The organism is Mycobacterium sp. SMC-14, assembly GCF_046250075.1.
Classification (GTDB): domain Bacteria; phylum Actinomycetota; class Actinomycetes; order Mycobacteriales; family Mycobacteriaceae; genus Mycobacterium.
The window spans coordinates 857,457-871,353 of sequence record NZ_CP176429.1 but is presented as its reverse complement, the minus strand read 5'-3'; the positions used below and the strand labels follow the sequence as shown (position 1 = coordinate 871,353).

Annotated in this window: 14 protein-coding genes; 4 read left to right on the top strand and 10 right to left on the bottom strand. The window is 67.9% G+C overall.

Annotated elements, in window-relative coordinates; translation table 11 throughout:
* Nucleotides 1-114 precede the first annotated feature (114 nt).
* Both ACKY0W_RS04210 and ACKY0W_RS04205 read left to right on the top strand, forming a co-directional pair.
* Complete coding sequence (locus ACKY0W_RS04210) at nucleotides 115-816, top strand: response regulator transcription factor (RefSeq protein WP_109413587.1); 702 nt, start codon at nucleotides 115-117, stop codon at nucleotides 814-816.
* Between the two features lie 16 nt (nucleotides 817-832).
* Complete coding sequence (locus tag ACKY0W_RS04205) at nucleotides 833-2,167, top strand: ATP-binding protein (RefSeq protein ID WP_409437644.1); 1,335 nt, start codon at nucleotides 833-835, stop codon at nucleotides 2,165-2,167.
* Between the two features lie 19 nt (nucleotides 2,168-2,186).
* On the opposite strand, the gene ACKY0W_RS04200 is transcribed toward ACKY0W_RS04205, so the two are convergent.
* The 8 genes from ACKY0W_RS04200 to pdxH form a co-directional block, all read right to left on the bottom strand.
* A complete protein-coding gene (locus ACKY0W_RS04200) occupies nucleotides 2,187-2,912 on the bottom strand; it encodes a hypothetical protein (RefSeq protein WP_409436519.1) in 726 nt (241 codons plus the stop codon).
* Complete coding sequence (locus tag ACKY0W_RS04195; RefSeq protein WP_409436518.1) at nucleotides 2,912-3,064, bottom strand: hypothetical protein; 153 nt, start codon at nucleotides 3,062-3,064, stop codon at nucleotides 2,912-2,914. The genes ACKY0W_RS04200 and ACKY0W_RS04195 overlap by 1 nt, the downstream gene beginning before the upstream one ends.
* 12 nt (nucleotides 3,065-3,076) lie before the next feature.
* Nucleotides 3,077-4,162: an OmpA family protein gene (locus ACKY0W_RS04190; RefSeq protein ID WP_409436517.1), complete on the bottom strand. Its 1,086-nt coding sequence runs from the start codon at nucleotides 4,160-4,162 to the stop codon at nucleotides 3,077-3,079.
* Nucleotides 4,163-4,242: 80 nt separating this feature from the next.
* Complete coding sequence (locus ACKY0W_RS04185) at nucleotides 4,243-4,749, bottom strand: hypothetical protein (protein ID WP_409436516.1); 507 nt, start codon at nucleotides 4,747-4,749, stop codon at nucleotides 4,243-4,245.
* On the bottom strand, nucleotides 4,750-5,118 hold the full coding sequence (locus ACKY0W_RS04180; RefSeq protein WP_067967344.1) for an FKBP-type peptidyl-prolyl cis-trans isomerase: 369 nt from the start codon (nucleotides 5,116-5,118) through the stop codon (nucleotides 4,750-4,752).
* Between the two features lie 5 nt (nucleotides 5,119-5,123).
* On the bottom strand, nucleotides 5,124-6,422 hold the full coding sequence (locus ACKY0W_RS04175; RefSeq protein WP_409428422.1) for a citrate synthase: 1,299 nt from the start codon (nucleotides 6,420-6,422) through the stop codon (nucleotides 5,124-5,126).
* A gap of 99 nt (nucleotides 6,423-6,521) precedes the next feature.
* A complete protein-coding gene (locus tag ACKY0W_RS04170) occupies nucleotides 6,522-7,814 on the bottom strand; it encodes an MFS transporter (protein WP_409436515.1) in 1,293 nt (430 codons plus the stop codon).
* Between the two features lie 16 nt (nucleotides 7,815-7,830).
* A complete protein-coding gene (gene pdxH, locus ACKY0W_RS04165) occupies nucleotides 7,831-8,490 on the bottom strand; it encodes a pyridoxamine 5'-phosphate oxidase (RefSeq protein WP_409436514.1) in 660 nt (219 codons plus the stop codon).
* Nucleotides 8,491-8,575: 85 nt separating this feature from the next.
* On the opposite strand from pdxH, the gene ACKY0W_RS04160 reads away from it, so the two are divergent.
* The gene (locus ACKY0W_RS04160) at nucleotides 8,576-9,691 is read left to right on the top strand and encodes a citrate synthase 2 (RefSeq protein WP_409436513.1); all 1,116 of its coding nucleotides are present in this window, start codon (nucleotides 8,576-8,578) and stop codon (nucleotides 9,689-9,691) included.
* Between the two features lie 99 nt (nucleotides 9,692-9,790).
* Here ACKY0W_RS04160 and ACKY0W_RS04155 read toward each other — a convergent pair whose 3' ends face one another.
* Nucleotides 9,791-11,482: an FAD-dependent oxidoreductase gene (locus tag ACKY0W_RS04155; RefSeq protein WP_409436512.1), complete on the bottom strand. Its 1,692-nt coding sequence runs from the start codon at nucleotides 11,480-11,482 to the stop codon at nucleotides 9,791-9,793.
* A gap of 15 nt (nucleotides 11,483-11,497) precedes the next feature.
* Entirely contained in the window at nucleotides 11,498-12,538 is a 1,041-nt protein-coding gene (locus tag ACKY0W_RS04150; protein ID WP_406756176.1) for a diiron oxygenase, read from the bottom strand.
* A 186-nt stretch (nucleotides 12,539-12,724) separates the two neighbouring features.
* Here ACKY0W_RS04150 and serC point away from each other — a divergent pair, with 186 nt between their 5' ends.
* Nucleotides 12,725-13,843, top strand: coding sequence for a phosphoserine transaminase (serC, locus tag ACKY0W_RS04145; protein WP_409436511.1), 1,119 nt, complete (start codon nucleotides 12,725-12,727; stop codon nucleotides 13,841-13,843).
* The last annotated feature ends 54 nt before the right edge of the window (nucleotides 13,844-13,897 follow it).

The window sequence follows — 13,897 nt, the reverse complement described above, 5'->3', positions numbered from 1 at the left end:
AGGGCAACAGGCTGCGCAGCGCGGACGCCGGTTTCACGCAGTCGACCCTAGATTGATCGGTGCAACCCGCGGCGCATCCCGCGCTTGATTGCCATGTTCAGGCAAAATGGCGCCATGGACAACGCAGCTGCCTCGCCCCGAGTCTTGGTCGTCGATGACGACTCCGACGTGCTCGCCTCGCTGGAACGCGGACTGCGCCTGTCCGGCTTCGAGGTGGCGACGGCGGCCGACGGCGCCGAAGCATTGCGCAGCGCCAAGGAAGCCCGTCCCGACGCCATCGTGCTCGACATCAACATGCCGGTACTCGACGGCGTGAGTGTGGTGACGGCATTGCGGGCAATGGGTGACGACGTGCCGGTCTGTGTGTTGTCCGCGCGCAGCTCGGTCGACGACCGGGTCGCCGGGCTGGAAGCCGGCGCCGACGACTACCTGGTCAAGCCGTTCGTGCTTGCCGAGCTGGTGGCACGGGTTCGGGCGATGCTGCGGCGACGCGGGTCGGCGGCCAGCTCCTCCTCGGAGACCATCACGGTGGGCCCGTTGGAGGTCGACATCCCCGGCCGCCGCGCGCGGGTCAAGGGCGTCGACGTGGACTTGACCAAGCGGGAGTTCGACCTGTTGGCCGTACTGGCCGAGCACAAGACCGCGGTGTTGTCGCGCGCCCAGCTCCTCGAGCTGGTCTGGGGTTACGACTTCGCCGCCGACACCAACGTCGTCGACGTGTTCATCGGCTATCTGCGGCGCAAGCTCGAGGCCGGCGGCGCTCCACGGCTGCTCCACACCGTGCGCGGAGTCGGCTTCGTCCTGCGAACGCAGTGAGGCAGGCGTGAATGTCATGAAGCTGCTGCGGCGCATCTTCGCCCGGACACCGTCGCTGCGGACCCGGGTGATGCTGGCGACGGCGGTCGGCACCGCGATCGTGACCGTCATCATCGGCGCCATCGTGTGGGTCGGTATCACCAACGACCGCAAGTATTGGCTGGACCGACGGCTCGACGAGGCGGCCGGTCTGACCGTCCCGCTGATCGGCCTGGGTGAACTGCCCCGGTCGGCCGGCCCCACCGACGCGGTGATCACACTGCGGCGCGTCAACCAAGTGACGTCGAACTCCTCGGTGGTGCTGCCGGAGCTTGAGCCGGGTTACGCCGACACCGAGATCAACGGCGTGCTCTACCGGGTGCGTACCGTCGACATCCCCGGGCCGGGGCCGCGCTCGCTGGCCGTCGGCGCCACCTACGACGCCACCCTCGCCGACACCAACAACCTGCACCGCCGGGTGATCCTGCTCTGTACCGCCGCGATCGGGGCGGCCGCGCTGCTGGGCTGGCTGCTGACGGCATTCGCGGTGCGGCCCCTGCGACGGCTGGCGGAGCAGGCGCGATCGATCGACGCCGGTGACGAACGGCCGGAGATCGAGGTCCGCGGCGCCACGGAGGCCGTAGAGATCGCGGAGGCGATGCGCGGCATGCTGCAACGGATCTGGAAAGAGCGCGACCGCACCCAAGAGGCACTCGCCTCCGCGCGGGACTTCGCCGCGGTCTCCTCGCATGAGCTGCGCACTCCGCTCACCGCGATGCGCACCAACCTCGAAGTGCTGACCACCCTGGACCTGCCCGATGACCAGCGTAAGGAGGTGCTGCACGACGTCGTGCGGACCCAGACGCGGATCGAGGCGACGCTGTCGGCCCTGGAGCGGCTGGCGCAGGGCGAGCTGTCCACCTCCGACGATCACGTGCCGGTCGACATCACCGATCTGCTCGACCGGGCGGCCCACGACGCGATGCGAGTCTTCCCCGATCTGAACGTCTCGCTGGTGCCGTCGCCGACCTGCATCATCGTCGGGCTGCCGGCCGGACTGCGGCTGGCCGTGGACAACGCGATCGCCAACGCGGTCAAGCACGGTGGCGCGACCCAGGTGCAGTTGTCGGCGGTCACCTCCCGCGAAGGCGTGGAGATCGCCATCGACGACAACGGCGGCGGGCTTCCCGAGGAAGAGCGCCGCATCGTTTTCGAGCGGTTCTCCCGCGGGTCGACCGCGTCCCATTCGGGGTCCGGCCTCGGGCTGGCGCTGGTGGCTCAGCAAGCCGAACTGCACGGCGGCACGGCGACTTTGGAAGACAGTCCGCTGGGCGGAGTACGTCTGCTGCTGCAGTTACCGCCACCGCACTGAGTGCATTACGCCCGGGGCGTCACTTCTTTTTCTTCTTGTCCTTGCGCCAGCTGTCCCAACGCTCGAAGCCGGCTGCCGCGGCCGTCTGTTCGTCTTTGAACCACACCTCGGCGATCGTCGCGTCGTAGGCCGGGCTCGCCGGAGCGTGGTAGAGCATCGAGTCCTCGTTGCCCTTGACCGTCCAGCCCGCCGGGCCGCTGCCACCCGGGCCGGCCTTGGTCGATCCCGGACCGTACGGGCCGGGCGGCACCTCCTCGACGTCGGCGACCAGCTTGGCAGTACCGCTGAGGCCGCGCGCGGCCTTGCCCTTGTCCCAGCGGGTGAATCCGGCCGCGGCGGCGGCACTCTCCTCGGCGAACCACACCTCGGCGATCGTCTGGTCATACCAGGGGCTGTCCGTGGTGTGGTAGAGCATCGAGTCCTCGTTGCCCTTGATCGTCCAGCCGGTCGGGCCGACGCCGCCGGCACCCGCGCGTGCCGAGCCCACGCCGTAGGGCGCTCCACCGAGCGCCATCGTGGTGGTCTCGGCCTCCGAGGGGAGTGTGCCGCCGGAGAGCTTGGCCGTCGACCCCGGACCGGTGCTCGCACCGGCAGTCGGGATGGGGGTGGTGGGTGCGCTCGCCGCGGCACCGAGTGTCGCCGCGACGGGCACCTCGCGTTTGACCCGCCGGACGGTGAAGGCGAACGTGAGCGCAAGACCCAACAGGAATGACAGTCCCATCAACCAGCAGTTGACCCCGTGCATCAGTGGGCTCCTATCTCACGCGAGCCGGGAAGCGCCGCAATGGCATCTTCGGCGCTGGTGCGGCGGATCGAGACGATGGTGAGCAACCAGGCGACCGCCGAGCCCACCGCGAACGCCAGCAGGTACCACAGCCAGTGAATGACGAAATCCATTGCGAATGCTCCTTAGCTCACGGTGATCGCGACGCGCCGGTTTTGGGCTCGACCGTCCGGTGTCGCGTTGCTGGCAACCGGGTCGGCCGACCCGAACCCCTTGGACGTGACGCTGTTGGCAGGGACGCCCTGGGTCACCAGGAAATCGGCGACCGACTTGGCGCGAGCGGTGCTCAGCGGCACATTGATGCCGTCGTTGCCGGTGTTGTCGGTGTAGCCGTTGACCGCGACGCGGGCGTTGTGGCAGCCCTTCACCTTCTCCGCCACCCGGCTCAGTTGTTCCTTCGTGCCCGCCGACAGGGTGTAGCCATTGGTGACGAACCTGACCGGTGTGCTCATCAACGCGGTGATGTCGGCCTGCAGATTGCCGCAGTCACCGGCAGGGCCCGGGGCCGGCGTCTGAGCCGGGGCACTGCCCGACGGAGCCGGGGCCGGGGCGGGTGTCGGACTCGGCGTTGGCATCGGCGTCCCGGTCGCACTCGGAGCCGCCTGGGTCTGCCCCGTCGAGACCCGAATGTCGTTGAACAACTTGAGGTTCGGCCAAGCAGCTTTCGCCGCCGCCTCGACGGCGGACTTGACCGCATCGGACGCCGCGGTTCCGATCAGCGTGACGGTGTCGTCGACGATCTTGAATTTGAAGTCCGGCATGGACACCGCGGCCTTGAACACCGCACCCAGGCTGGACAGGTCGGGTGCGGTGACGCCGGCCTTGATGTTGAGGTTGTCGACCAGCTGCACACCGCTGCCGAACACCCCCTTGAGCATGTCGAGCAGTCCGGTTCGCGTGGCGATGTCAGGCAGATCTCCGTTGAGGGTGATCACGTTGCCGTTGCGCAGAATCGCCAGCGGAGCAAAGGACCATCCCGGCAGGCTCGCACTCGGTACCGACAGCGACAGCGACGGCGCGGCGACGTCCGGACCATTGATGTTCGGCCCGTTGACGTCGAGTTTGGAACGGTCGGTAATTCCGTAGCCGATCAGCGCCAGTAGTAACGGAATGGCCGCCAGGGCTAGGAGCCAACCGAAGCCGGGAGGCCGGCGGTAAAACCGCGAGACCTTTCGCCAGCCAGTCACAGTCGGGTTGTCTGAGCCTGGCATGGATCCTCCTAGAAGACCGAAAACACCCGCGAGTCCAAGACACCGCGAGTGTAGGAGTTCCGCTTTGTTAATGGAGGCAATTAGTCGTTTTTGGTGGACTTTCCCCCGTCTGGAGAGCTGGTCACCAGCTCGTTGACGAAGTGGGCCCGCGGCCAGGCGTCTTCGGCCGCAGCCCGCACCGCAGCCGCCTCGTCCGCCTTCGCCGTGGTCCCGCCCAGCGTCACGGTGTCGCCGTTGATCTCCAAGGTGAAGTCGTCGATGCCCGCGGCCGCCTCGAACACCGGGGCCGCATCGGAGAAGTCCACCGCCGCCGCTCCGGGGGCCACCCCGAGCCGATCGACCACGGTCACCTCGTCGCTCGAGGTGACCACCGCATCCAACAGCTCTCGTTTGGCCGCGGGATCGGCCACGTCACCGGCCAGCGTGAACTCAGCGCCGCGACGGACCACCGACAGCGGCGCCGGCGCTACCGGCCCAGCGGCGGGCTCCGGTGCGGCGACCGGTTGGTGGGGGCGTTCGAGTAAGCCATAACCGATCGCAGCGAGCAGCACCGTTGCCAGCGCCGCCCCGATCAGCCGGGCACGCACTCAGCGGGTGCCGAGCAGATCGATCACGAAGACCAGGGTTTTGCCGGCCAGCGGGTGACCGGTACCGGCGGGACCATAGGCCAGCTCCGGCGGGATCACCAGCTGACGCCGGCCGCCGACCTGCATGCCCGGGATGCCGTCCTGCCAACCGGCAATGAGCCCGTCCAGCGGAAACTCCAGCGATTCGCCGCGGTTCCACGAACTGTCGAACTCCGCGCCGCTGTCGTAGTCGACGCCCAGGTAGTGCACGTTGACGACGCCACCGGGCACGGCCGCAGGGCCTTCCCCGACGACGATGTCTTCGATGACCAGCTCGGCGGGTGCCGGGCCGGTCGGAACGGTGATCTGAGGCTTGGCCGGATTGGTCATGGTGGTTACCGTCCTCCGATGCCGACGTAGTCACGCTCGGTGTAGCCGGTGTAGATCTGACGCGGCCGGCCGATCTTGCTGTCACCCTCGTCGTGCATCTCGCGCCAGTGCGCGATCCAGCCGGGCAGCCGGCCCAGCGCGAACAGCACCGTGAACATCTGGGCCGGGAAGCCGATCGCCCGGTAGATCAGGCCGGTGTAGAAGTCGACGTTCGGGTACAGCTTGCGCTCGACGAAGTAGTCGTCGGTCAGCGCGGCCTCTTCGAGGTCCTTGGCGATGTTGAGCAGCTCGTCGTCACCGCCGAGCTTGCCGAGGATCTTGTCGGCCTGCTCCTTGACGATGCGCGCCCGCGGGTCGTAGTTCTTGTAGACCCGGTGACCGAAGCCCATCAGCTTGACGCCGTCTTCGCGGTTCTTGACCTTGCGCACGAAGTCGGTGACGTTGCCGTTCTGCTGGTCGCGGATCTGCTCCAGCATCTCCAGCACCGCCTGGTTGGCGCCGCCGTGCAGCGGGCCCCACAGCGCGTTGATGCCACCGGAGATCGAGGTGAACAGGTTGGCCCGCGAGGAGCCCACCAGCCGCACCGTCGAGGTCGAGCAGTTCTGCTCGTGGTCGGCGTGCAGGATGAACAACATGTCCAGGGCGCGGACCACCTCGGGGTCGGCCTCATAGGGCTCGGCCGGCAGGCCGAAGGTCATCCGCAGGAAGTTCTCCACCAGGCTCAGCGAGTTGTCCGGGTACAGGAACGGCTGGCCGGCCGACTTCTTGTAGGCGTAGGCGGCGATGGTGGGCAGCTTGCCCAGCAGCCGGATGGTCGACAGCTCCACCTGGTCGTTGTCCGACGGGTCCAGCGAATCTTGGTAGTAGGCACTCAACGCGTTCACCACGCTGGAGAGCACCGGCATCGGGTGGGCGTTGCGGGGGAAGCCGTCGAAGAACCGCTTCAGGTCCTCGTGCAGCATGGTGTGCCGCTGGATCCGGCCGGTGAATGCGGCCAACTGGTCGGACGTCGGCAGCTCGCCGTAGATCAGCAGATAGCTGACCTCGATGAAGGTCGACTTCTCGGCCAGCTGCTCGATCGGGTAGCCGCGGTAGCGCAGGATCCCGGCGTCGCCGTCGATGTAGGTGATGGCGCTCTTGACCGGCGAGGTGTTGGCGTAGCCGTTGTCGAAGGTCGTGTATCCGGTCTTGGCGAGCAGCGAACCGATGGCGAGAGCGTCGGACCCCTCGGTCGCCTTGACGATCGGCAGTTCTAGCTCGCCGCCCGGATACCGGAGAGTGGCGGTTTCGTCGGTTGCGGCCACAAGGAACCCCTTTGCGCTATTCGGCTAACCAGATTGGGCGTGTATAGGAAAAGGTAGTCGGTTCCGGGCCGGCGCGCCCGCCCGGGGCCGGGGTATCTCCTAACGGCGCTGCGGTGGGGACTCTCGGCGTACATCACCGGGCCGGCGATAACGCAGGAATGCGGGCGCTGCCAGGGCGGCAAGAACCACGCCCACCACCACCAGGGCACCGCCGCCGGCGGACGCCGCGGCCGTCCCCACCACCGCGCCGGCGGCACCATGCACGGCGTCGGCGAGCCGGGGTCCGCCGGCGACGATCACGGTGAACACCCCCTGCAACCGGCCGCGGATCTCGTCGGAGGCGGCCTGCTGCAGCATGGTCGACCGGAATGCGGCCGAGACCATGTCCGCGGCACCGCCGACCGCCAGGAACACCAGCGCCACCCACAGCGCCCGACCGGCGTGCCCTCCGCCGTGGCCGACCGCGACTCCGAAGCCGATCATCGCCCCGCCCCAGACCACGATCGCGGCGACCACGGCCACGCCCTGACGGGTGATCCGCGGCAGCCACCCCGAGAACACTCCGCCCAGCACCGCGCCGGCCGACATCGCCGCGGCCAGCAGCGCCATGGTGGTGCCGCCCTCGACCGGCCCGCCGAAGTCCGCGCTGGCGATCTGCGGGAACAGCGCCCTGGGCATCCCGAGGATCATGGCGATCAGGTCCACAACGAACGACATCAGCACCACGGTGTTGCCGGCCAGGTAGCGGAACCCGTCCAGCACGGCCCCGATCCCGAAGCTGGACGGGCCGGCCGATTCAGCCGGCGACATCGGAGCCAGCCGGAACGTCGCCCAGATCGGGAAGATGCACGTCGCGGCGTCGATCAAGTAGAGGGTGGACAGGTCCAGCCAGCCGAGCAGCAGCCCAGCCAGCAGGGGGCCGACGATCGCCCCGAACTGCATGACGGTCATGTTCAGTGAGTTGGCGGCTGGCAGATCGCTGCCGGCCACCAGCCGCGGAATCGCCGCGGATCGGGTCGGGGCATTGACCGCATAGAACCCCTGCTGCACCCCCAGCAGTACGAGCACCACCCATACGTTCTCGAGCCCGGCCGCGGCCTGGATCCACAACAGCAGCGAGGCCACCGCCAGCCCGCAGGAGGCGATGATCAGTAGCTTGCGGCGGTCCATGGCGTCGGCCCAGGCACCGCCGAGCAGACCGAAGACGACCAGCGGCACCAGTGCGAACAGACCCGACAGCCCGACGTAGGCCGAGCTTCGGGTCAGCGCATAGATCTGCACCGGGACCGCGAAGATGGTCAGGTTCGCCCCGATGACGGTCGGGATCCCGGCCACCCACAACCGTCGGAAGTCGGGGCTGCGCAGTGGGGTGGTGTCGGCGAAGATCCTCACCGCAGCGGTACCGGACTCACGGCTGGAGCCGCTCCACCCGCCCGCCGGTCACCCGAATCCGGTTGTGCAACCGACCTTCCCGGCCCTGCCAGAACTCCACCACCTCCGGTGCGATCCGGTAGCCACGCCAGTTCGGCGGCGCGGGGATCGACTCGGCGCCGGAGAATTGGGTCGTCACCGCGTCCAACTGCGCCAGCAGTGCGGTCCGCGACGCGATCGGCTGCGACTGCTGAGATGCGCAGAAACCCAACTGGGACGCCCGTGGTCGGTGCGCCCAGTACTGCGCGCTGACCGACTCGTCGAGCTGAGTGACCGGTCCGCGAACGTGGACTTGGCGGCCCAACTGATACCAGGGAAACGTCACCGACGCATACGGTGTCGAGGCCAGCTCAGCAGCCTTGGCCGAGTCGGAGTCGGTGAAGAAGGTCACACCGCATGGGTCGAGGTTCTTGCACAGCACCGAGCGGCTGACCGGACGGCCGGCTTCGACCGTCGCCAACACCATGGCGTTGGGTTCGGCGATCCCTGCGCGCTCAGCATCGCCGATCCAGTTGCGCAGCAAAACCTCCCAGCCCTCCTCGAGCCAGTCCGCGTCGAGGTCGCCGCTGTTGTCCTTCTCCTGGTATTCCACTCGCATCGCCGCCAGGTGCTCGTTGTCGGGGCCGGTCCTGTGCACCGCCCAACGCTACGCCCCGCCGCAGACCAGCCGTCGTTACCGGCCGGTAGCAACGGCCGGGCACCGGGGTGGAAGAATCCACGGTATGACTGCTGCGGTCCCGGAGAACTTTGTCGCCGGCTTGGAAGGCACGGTGGCCTTCACTACTGAAATCGCCGAACCGGACAAGGACGGCGGCGCGCTGCGCTACCGCGGCGTCGACATCGAGGACCTGGCCGGCAAGGTCGGCTTCGGCGACGTGTGGGCCCTGCTGGTCGACGGCGACTTCAACCGCCCGCTGGCGCCCGCCGAACCGCTGGAGCTGCCGATACGCACCGGCGATGTGCGGGTCGACGCCCAGGCCGGGGTGGCGATGCTGGCCCCGCAGTGGGGCTTTGAACCGTTGTTGGACACCGACGACGCCACCGCCCGTGACCAGCTGGCCCGCGCGTCGGTGATGGTGCTGTCCTACGTCGCGCAGTCGGCTCGCGGCCAGGAGCCCGCGGTGTCGCAGCAGACCATCGACGGATGCGCCACCATCACCGAGCGGTTCATGACCCGCTGGCGTGGGGAGCCCGACCCGCGCCACACCGAGGCGATCGACGCCTACTGGGTATCGGCGGCCGAGCACGGCATGAACGCCTCGACCTTCACCGCCCGGGTGATCGCCTCCACCGGCGCCGACGTCGGTGCGGCGCTGTCCGGCGCGATCGGCGCGATGAGCGGCCCGCTGCACGGTGGTGCCCCCGCCCGGGTGATCCCGATGATCGCCGAGGCGGAACGCACCGGTGACGCCCGCGCGGTGGTCAAGGGCATCCTGGACCGGCGCGAGAAGCTGATGGGCTTCGGACACCGGGTGTACCGCGCCGAAGACCCGCGCGCCCGCGTGTTGCGAGCCACCGCCAAGCGACTGTCGGCCCCGCGTTTCGAGGTGGCCGCGGCACTGGAGCAGGCGGCGCTGGCCGAGCTTCGGGAGCGTCGCCCCGACCGGGCCATCGAGACCAACGTGGAGTTCTGGGCGGCGGTGATCCTGGACTTCGCCGAGGTACCCCCGGCGATGATGCCGGCGATGTTCACCTGTGGCCGCACCGCCGGCTGGTGCGCCCACATCATGGAGCAGAAGCGGCTGGGCAAGCTGGTGCGCCCGTCGGCGATCTATGTCGGACCGGGGCCGCGCAGCGCGGAAACCGTTGCGGGCTGGGACCGGATCGCCACGGCCTGACCCCCCCGCTGTCCCTGCGCCGAACGTGTAACCAGGACGGGACTCTGCGCGATTCTTCGCGCTGAGTACACGCTCGGCGGTGTCCGAGGGTTAGATGGTTCAGCTCCGCCGCAGCGCGCCGAGCAGGTTCTGCAGTAGCGGCATATCCGAGTGGTCCTTGACCTCGTCGAGCATGTCCGGAACCCGGGTGAACTTCACTCGCGGCCGGTCTTGTGCTCGGCCACGGGCGATCTCGGCTTTGTCGATGGCCTTCCAGCCGGCGGCGTCGATGACGTCGGGCTGGTGGGCATGGACCATCCGGGCGACCGCACGCGGTCCGGCGATCGGCTCAGTCAGCAGGTCTGCGTTGTAGTCGGCGGCCAGCGTCTGAATCGTCTTGAGCGAGTCGGACTTGTTGGAGCCGATGAAACCGTTGGTACCGCGCTTGATCCAGCCCGACACATACGCTCCCGGAACGCGCTCGCCGGTCGCCGGGTCGATCACGCGGCCGCCCTCGTTCGGGACGACGCCGGCAGCGTCGTCGAACGGCAGGTCGGCGATGGGCGTTCCGTGGTAACCGATCGACGACAGCACCAGTCCGGCGTCGATGCGGCGCACCTGATCGGTCCCGGTGACAGTGAACTCCACTGCGCCGCACCGGCCCTCACCGAGGACTCGGGCCGGGGTCAACTCGTAGGCGAATCGGATCCGGGGCCGGGTGATCGGCGCCGAGGCATCGCCAAGCTTGGTCAGTATCTCCAGCTTCTGCCGGGTCAAGGTGTCCGCGACGGTGGCCAGGTCATCGCGCACCCGAGCATGATCCTCGGCGTCGAGTACCACCTCGGCGGTCTGCGTCAGCCCCACCAGTTCGGGCAGCGTGAACGCGGACGAAATCGGACCGCGCCGGGCGACGACCACCACTTCGGAAACCGCCGAGTCACGCAGCGCGGTCAGCGCATAGTCGGCGATGTCCGTGCGGGCCAGCCGGTCCGGGTCGGCAGTGAGAACGCGCGCCACATCCAGGGCGACGTTGCCGTTGCCCACGATCACCACCCGCTCGTGACTGAGATCGACTGGCAAGTCGGCGAACTCGGGATGCCCGTTGTACCAGCCGACGATCTCGGTCGCCGTGCCCGTCCCGGGCAGACCCATGCCTTCGATCTCAAGCCGCCGGTCGTGCATCGCACCCGAGGCGTAGAGCACGGCGTGGTGGTGCTTCAGCAGGTCGGCGTGGGTCAGGTGTTTGCCCACCTCCACGTTGAGGAAGAACTGGAAACCACGGCGCCCGGAGATCTCGTCGAAAAGCCGGGTAGCCAATCTGGTGCGCTGGTGATCCGGGGCGACGCCGGCCCGCACCAACCCATAAGGGGTGGGCAGTTTCTCGAACATATTCACCAGCACGCCCTGCTGGGTCAGTAGTTCATCGGCCGCATACATGGCCGCGGGACCGGAGCCGACGATGGCCACGGTCAGCGGGTACTTGCCTCGCTGATGTAGCTCGGCGGCCGGCAGGATGGGAGCCAGCTTGGAGGTCGGCGGCAGCTTCACCCCTTCGGGGCGTTCCGGGTAGAACGACCTGTTGATCTCCACGAACGGCAACTGTTCGGTCATCACCTTGGTGTGCGGGACGATCGCGTCGACCGGGCAGGCCCGCACGCAGGCCCCGCAGTCCACACACGCATCGGGATCGATGTAGAGCATCTCCGACGTGGCGAAACCGGGCTCGTCCGGCGTGGGGTGAATGCAGTTCACCGGGCAGGCGAACACACACGACGCGTCGTTACAACACGCCTGGGTAATTACGTGCGGCATGACCTGAGGGCGGCGCTATGCGACCGAAGCGGCAACGGGCGTGAGGTGCGCACGCTGCGGCTGGCTGCGGAACCGGGACGGCGCGCCGTGGATCCGGCAGATCCGCCAGACCAACTTGGCAACCGGGTTCATCAAACCGGTGTCGTGGCAGAGCATCCGGACGTCGCCGAACATGTCCTGCAACATCTGCCGGGCTTCCGCCGACCGGAAGAAGATGTCCTTGCGGACCTCGCGCGGAATGTCGAACTCGGTCCAGAACGCCTTGGGCGGCACAACGATCGCCGAGCACAGGATCCGCATCACGATCGGAACGTACAGCGACAGCCAGAACCGCTTGCGACGCGGTAGGTGCGGAATGCGCTTGTGCAGGTACTCGTGTGCGAACGAGATATGCCGCGCCTCCTCGGCCACGTGAATGGCCATCACCCGCTCCATGATCGGGTGCAGCGTCTTGCCCTCACGCAGGATCGCCTTCTGAATGTGGTCGATGGGCTCCTCGCCGGCGAGAATGCCGAACCAGAACGGGATCGGCAGCGGTCCGGCGACCAGCGGGATGAACGGCTGCACCCACTTGAGCAACCGCGGCATACCGGGCACGTCGGCGCCGATGTGGTTCACCATCTCCTGGAACATCATGGTGTGGTTGCACTCTTCGACCGCCTCGTGCAGGCAGTAGCGGTACTCGGGTGAACCGTTGGGCACCCAGAACGCGTACTCCATCAGGCCGCGGATCAAGATGGACTCGAAGTGCAGTCCGACCTTGGCGACGTTGGCCTGGCGCCACATGCCGATCTTGATCTGAACGTCTTGCGGCTGGGCCTGGTACCACCAGTGCCGACCGATTGGGTCGGTGCCCGGCAGGATCCAGCGCGGGTCGTTCTCGGTGACCTTGAACTCGGGGGTGTCCCAGTCGATGTCGGTGTACGGATTGAAGTTCCGGCGCACCGATCCTTCCGACAAGGTGTTGAGAATCTCGACGTAGTTCGCGTCGTCGGTCACTTCCATGTTGGCTCGCCACCGGCGCACGATTCGGGTTCGAGCGGCTTTCTGAGCCATCGGAGACACCTCCACCAGTCGTTTACATTTACTAGGCTTATGTACAACGGTACCGCAGGTACCGGGTACCCGTCCAGACCTTGGATCAACACTGTGGGCGTGACAGGTGTCGAGTAACTCGAGTGATCCACATCACAATAAACCTGCCCTGCGGACGCCCGCCGACCGCTGTCTACGCTAGAGGCCATGGCTGAGCAGCTGACGATCCCGGACACCATCAAGCCCGCCGACGGACGGTTCGGCTGCGGGCCTTCGAAGGTCCGCCCTGAGCAGTTGAACGCGCTGGTCACCACGGCGGCGCCACTGTTCGGCACCTCCCACCGTCAGGCGCCGGTCAAGGACTTGGTGGGCCGCGTCCGCTCCGGACTGCGCGAACTGTTCTCGGTGCCCGACGGCTACGAGGTGGTCCTGGGCAACGGCGGGTCCACGGCCTTCTGGGACGCCGCGGCGTTCGGACTGGTCGACAAGCGATCCCTGCACCTGACCTACGGCGAGTTCAGCGCAAAGTTCGCCTCGGCGGTGGCCAAGAACCCCTTCGTCGGCGACCCGATCGTCATCAAGGCCGACGCCGGCAGCGCCCCCGAGCCGCAGTCCGACCCGTCGGTCGACCTGATCGCCTGGGCACACAATGAGACCTCGACGGGCGTGGCGGTGCCGGTGCGTCGGCCCAGCGGTTCCGGGGACGCCCTGGTCGTGATCGACGCGACCTCGGGTGCCGGCGGCCTGCCGGTCGACATCACCGAGGTCGACGCCTACTACTTCGCGCCACAGAAGAACTTCGCCTCCGACGGCGGACTGTGGCTGTCCATCATGAGCCCCGCCGCGCTGGCCCGCATCGAGGCCATCGCCGCGTCCGGCCGGTGGGTGCCGGAGTTCCTGTCCCTGCCGATCGCGGTGGACAACAGCACCAAGAACCAGACCTACAACACCCCGGCGATCGCCACCCTGGTGCTGCTGGCCGAGCAGCTGGACTGGATGCTGGGCAACGGCGGGCTGGACTGGGCGGTCAAGCGCACCGCGGACTCCTCGCAGCGGCTGTACTCGTGGGCCGAGGAGCGGCCGTTCACCACGCCGTTCGTCGCCGACCCGGCGCTGCGGTCGCAGGTGGTGGGCACCATCGACTTCGTCGACGAGGTGGACGCGGCGGCGGTGGCCAAGGTGCTTCGGGCCAACGGCATCGTCGACACCGAGCCCTACCGCAAGTTGGGCCGCAACCAGCTGCGGGTCGCGATGTTCCCGGCCGTGGAGCCCGACGACGTGAGCGCCCTGACCCAGTGCGTGGACTGGGTGGTCGAGCGCCTCTGAGCCCAGCGGGACCGCCGCGGCGGTCCCAGCTTCACCGCTCCTCCGTCGAGCCTC